Origin of the sequence: Kitasatospora sp. NPDC059747, from assembly GCF_042732955.1 — a bacterium.
In the GTDB taxonomy this organism is placed as follows: domain Bacteria; phylum Actinomycetota; class Actinomycetes; order Streptomycetales; family Streptomycetaceae; genus Kitasatospora.
This window is the reverse complement of the sequence record NZ_JBHWGV010000023.1, coordinates 26,338-30,304: the sequence shown is the minus strand read 5'-3', so window position 1 is coordinate 30,304 and position 3,967 is coordinate 26,338. Positions and strand designations below refer to the sequence as shown.

General features: G+C 73.2%; 3 protein-coding genes. All 3 read right to left on the bottom strand.

Annotation, left to right across the window (positions count from 1 at the left end):
* Positions 1 to 159: 159 nt before the first annotated feature.
* The 3 genes from ACFV4G_RS12910 to ACFV4G_RS12900 all read right to left on the bottom strand — a co-directional run bounded on the left by ACFV4G_RS12910 (position 160) and on the right by ACFV4G_RS12900 (position 3,910).
* Complete coding sequence (locus ACFV4G_RS12910) at positions 160 to 1,737, bottom strand: DUF4153 domain-containing protein (protein WP_380439494.1); 1,578 nt, start codon at positions 1,735 to 1,737, stop codon at positions 160 to 162.
* A 239-nt stretch (positions 1,738 to 1,976) separates the two neighbouring features.
* Positions 1,977 to 2,891, bottom strand: coding sequence for a carbohydrate ABC transporter permease (locus ACFV4G_RS12905; RefSeq protein ID WP_380439492.1), 915 nt, complete (start codon positions 2,889 to 2,891; stop codon positions 1,977 to 1,979).
* Positions 2,888 to 3,910, bottom strand: coding sequence for a carbohydrate ABC transporter permease (locus ACFV4G_RS12900; protein WP_380439490.1), 1,023 nt, complete (start codon positions 3,908 to 3,910; stop codon positions 2,888 to 2,890). The genes ACFV4G_RS12905 and ACFV4G_RS12900 overlap by 4 nt, the downstream gene beginning before the upstream one ends.
* Positions 3,911 to 3,967 lie beyond the last annotated feature (57 nt).

Genomic DNA, 3,967 nt, shown 5'->3' with positions numbered 1-3,967 from the left:
GGGGGTGCTATCGCCGGGGGGGGCGTTGTAATTACCCCGGGGGGGCCATTCCGTTGTATCCGTCGGGGCCGCGGGCCCCCCCCCGGGGCGGGGGGGGCCCGTCCGCCGTTCCGCGGGCCCCCAAACCCCCGGACCCCGAGCCCCCCAAACCCCTGCGGGTCAGAAGTACGCGTCGATCTTCAGCCCCGCCTGCTCGCATGCGCTCCGCCCGCCGCGGCCGTCGTCCGCCAGGGGCCGCGCGGCGAGGATCTCCCGGGCACGGGCCGAGGAGAGGCTGGCGGCGTACCAGGGCCGGGCCCGGTTCTCCAGGTCGGTGCGGATCAGCTGCAGCGCGCACGTCCGCTTGGCGCCGGGCAGCCGGTCGAGGGCGGGGACGGCGTCCGGCGAGAGGTCCCGGACGTTGCGCAGGTCGATCCGGCCGGTCCGCTCGTAGCGGGCGACGTTCTGCTCGGCGACGATCGCGTCCGGCCCCATCAGCCCGTAGACCACGGCGGCGAGTGCGCCGCTGAGCACGACGGCGCGCGGCAGCCAGCCCGCGGAACGGGTGAACCCGGCGGCGATGAGCAGGGCGAACACGCCACCCAGCCAGATCTCCACCACCAGCACCCAGAGCCGGAGCCGGGTGAGGCCCGAGGCGTCGACGTAGAACCACATCCGCCCGAGCGCCGACGCGACGACGGCCAGGGCGAGCACGCAGAGCAGGCCGAGCAGGATCCGCGCCAGTCGGCGGTCGGCGGGCGTGGTGCGCGGGGCCCAGCGCTTGGCGACGGCGACGACCACGAGCGTGAGCACCGTGATGACGGACAGCTGCCAGAAGCCCTGCCGCGCGTACTCGGAGCGGCTCATCCCGGTGTTCCGCAGGACGGCGTCGGCGCCCCCGAGCACCACCACGGCCTGGATGACCGCGAAGACGCCGAACATCAGGTCGAGCGCGACGAGCGGCAGCGCCCACTCCAGCCGCCCGCGGGCCCGGCCGGGCCGGACCACCGTGCGGTCCCAGCGGCGCGGGCCGGCCGCGATGTGCGCGAAGCCGAGCGCGGTGAGCAGCCCGACCGCGAACAGCACGGCGCGCACCGGGAGCCGGTCGAGGTCGATCCTCGGGCTGAGGCTGTCCAGGACGTCCGCCATGGCGGCATCGGCCCCGGCGAACAGCCAGCCGAAGACGACGAGGAGCACGGCGGCGACCGCGAGCGCCTTGAGCACCGGGACGATCCGGCCCCGGCTGCGCAGGCGGTGCCCGGCCAGGCCGTCGGCGGCCCAGCGCACGCCCGGCCCCACCTGCCAGAGGACGCCCGGCAGGGCGAGCAGCACGCCCGGCCAGCGGCGGCCGCCGTGCAGCGCGAGCGAGGCCAGCGCCAGCGCGCCGACCACCGCGATCACCACCGGCCAGCCGGCCTCCCACAGGGCCGGGACGGCGAGCAGGGCGAGCGCGAGCGCGCTCCAGGCGACCGTCCAGGGCCGGGCCCGGCGGCCCGCCCCACGGGCGGCGAGCCCGGCGCCGACCGCCGCGGCGACCCCGCAGACCGTCAGCCCGACGCCGATGCCGTCGCCCAGCAGCCAGGCCGTCAGGAGACCGGTGAGCAGCGCCGCGACGAGCACCTGCGGTGTGGCGGCGGCCTTGCCGTCGGGGTCGCTGGGCCGCAGCCACGAGAACGTCTTCGGGGCGGGCCGGCCCGGCCCCCAGGCGGCCCCGGCGGGCGGCGGATCGGCCGGGGCGGGGCTGGACAGCGCGGACATGAGTCCCCCTCAAGTGGTCGGTGGGCAGGCGGGAGCCGCCCTCCGGGCAGCCCGCCGGCAGACGCGCTCGGCGTTGCCGCCGCAGCCGACTGTAGAGCATTCTGAACAAGTTCAAAAGTTTGATCTGAACGTGTTCAGTTCACCCTGACCTGCCCCGGCCGGTCCCAGCTGGTCCCAGCCGGTCCCGACCACCCGGCCTCCCCCGACCTCCCCCGCCCCCGACCAGACCGGTTCCCCGGCTACCCCTTCACCGACCCCGCCAGCAGCCCTCGGACGAAGTACCGCTGGAGGCTGAAGAAGACGATCAGCGGGACGACGATCGACAGGAACGCCCCCGCCGTCAGCAGCTCCCAGCGCCCGCCGAACGACCCGGACAACTGCGCCAGCCGCACGGTCATCGGCGCCACCTCCGGCGTGCCGCCCGCGAACGTCAGCGCCACCAGCAGGTCGTTCCAGACCCACAGGAACTGGAAGATCGCGAACGAGGCCAGCGCCGGCGTGCACAGCGGCAGCACGATCGACCGGAAGATCTTGAAGTGCGAGGCGCCGTCCACCACCGCCGCCTCCATCAGGTCCCGCGGCAACTGCGCGATGAAGTTGTGCAGCAGGAACACCGCCAGCGGCAGCGCGAACATGGTGTGCGCCAGCCAGACCGGCGCGTAGCTGCCCTTCAGGTCCACCGCCGGGATCAGCGTCAGCGAGCCCAGGTGCGCGCCGCCCGAGAACAGCCGCAGCAGCGGGATCAGCGCCATCTGGATCGGCACCACCTGGAGCGCGAACACCACGAAGAACACCACGTCGCTGCCCCGGAACCGCACCCACGCCAGCCCGTACGCCGCCATGGCCGCCAGCACCAGCGGGAAGACCGTCGCCGGGACGCTGATCGCCAGCGAGTTGACCAGGAACGGCATCAGGCCGGTCGAGACGCCGGAACCGCCCTCGAACAGCACGGTGTGGTAGTTGCCGAGGCCGAGGTCCGGGTGCAGGAGGGCGTTCCACCAGCCGTCCGCCGTGACGTCCTGTTTGGGCCGCAGCGACGTCACCAGCAGGCCCAGCGTGGGGATCGTCCACAGCACCGTCACCGCGATGACGAACACCGAGGCAAGCGGACTGCTGAACGCCTTGCGCACCGGGCCCCGGGAACCACCGTTCATCGCACCCCACGCTCCTTCCGCAGCTGGACGATGTTGTAGGCCACCAGCGGCAGCACCGCGAGGAAGAGGATCACCGCGAGCGCGCTGCCCCGGCCGGTGTCGAACTGCACGAAGGACTGCGAGTACATCTCGTTCGCGAGCACCTGGGTGCCGAAGTTGCCGCCCGTCATGGTGCGGACGATGTCGAAGGCCTTCAGCGTGGTGATCATGACGGTGGTCAGCACGACCACGACCGTCGTGCGGATCATCGGCACGGTGACGTACCAGAACAGCCGCAGCCCGCCGGCACCGTCCAGCCGGGCCGCCTCGGTGATCTCGTCCGGGATCGCCTTGATCGCCGCCGACAGCACCACCATCGCGAAGCCCGTCTGCACCCAGACCATGACCACCATCAGCAGGAAGGTGTTCAGCGGCTGGTCGAGCATCCAGTTCGGCGGGTCGTGCCGGCCGAGCGCCACAGCCAGTTGGCTGAGCAGGCCGATCTGCGACTGGCCGGGGCCGCGCGACTCGTAGACGAACTTGAAGATGATCGACGCGCCGACCAGCGAGATCGCCATCGGCATGAAGATCAGCGACTTGTAGACCGCCTGACCGCGCATCCGGTCCACCAGCAGCGCCAGCACCAGACCGAGGCCGGTCGCCGCCAGCGGCGCGATCACCAGCCACAGCGCGGTGTTGACCAGCACGTGCCGGACGGAGTCGGTGGTGAACGCCCAGCCGAAGTTCTCGCCGCCGACGAAGTGGGAGCTGTCGTCGCCGAAGAAGCTCAGGTAGACCGTGCGCAGCAGCGGTGCGACCAGGCCGACCAGGAGCAGCAGCACGGCCGGGCCGAGGAACACCGCGACGGCCAGCGGCCGGGCCAGGCGGCCCCGGGCCCGGGCCGCCGCGAGGAAGACCAGCAGCAGGATCCCGAGGAAGCCCGCGACCGCGCCGAAGGTGTTGCCGAACTTGATCGCCGCGTCGCCCCACGCGCCGCCGGCGAGCGCGGCGGGCGGGGGCGGGGTACCGGGTACGGACATGGCTGTGCGTCCCTCCTGGTGCCGGTGGGAAGGGGGCGGGCGGTGCGGGTGGGTGGC

What these genes read in the sequence shown, in the direction of transcription:
- ACFV4G_RS12905 (WP_380439492.1), bottom strand. Translation starts at nt 2,891, where the DNA reads ATGAACGGTGGTTCCCGGGGCCCGGTGCGCAAGGCGTTCAGCAGTCCG.
- ACFV4G_RS12910 (WP_380439494.1), bottom strand. Translation starts at nt 1,737, where the DNA reads ATGTCCGCGCTGTCCAGCCCCGCCCCGGCCGATCCGCCGCCCGCCGGG.
- ACFV4G_RS12900 (WP_380439490.1), bottom strand. Translation starts at nt 3,910, where the DNA reads ATGTCCGTACCCGGTACCCCGCCCCCGCCCGCCGCGCTCGCCGGCGGC.